At 53.6% G+C, this 263-nt stretch carries 1 pseudogene; it reads left to right on the top strand.

Annotated features, from left to right (window positions below):
* Window positions 1-122: 122 nt before the first annotated feature.
* Window positions 123-230: pseudogene (locus ACTHSW_RS10900) on the top strand (UDP-3-O-(3-hydroxymyristoyl)glucosamine N-acyltransferase); the annotation flags it as partial.
* Between the last annotated feature and the right edge of the window lie 33 nt (window positions 231-263).

The following is a 263-nucleotide window of genomic DNA, read 5'->3' as shown; positions in this document are numbered from 1 at the left end:
CGCGCCCTGTTTTGTTACCCCCAAAGGGGAAAATACCCGGCCTGTTGGTGGCCGCTTAGGGTAAGGGTGGGGGTAACTGTTGTCCCGCCCCCTTGGGTGGTTTTAGCGGGGGGGGTACATAAGTTACCCACAGCATTACCGAAAGCGGCCAGAATCTGGCCGGTATTTTCCCGATGTCGGGATACAAACACTGGGCGCGAAATGCCGTTTATATCAACAGTTTGAGCTAAATGAACACACGCCTCAAAACGCTGGAAAAACAG

The organism is Neisseria sp. P0008.S004, assembly GCF_051962755.1.
GTDB classification, from domain to species: Bacteria; Pseudomonadota; Gammaproteobacteria; order Burkholderiales; family Neisseriaceae; genus Neisseria; species Neisseria subflava_A.
Note: the sequence above shows the minus strand (reverse complement) of the source record. Positions and strands in the feature narration are given on the sequence as shown.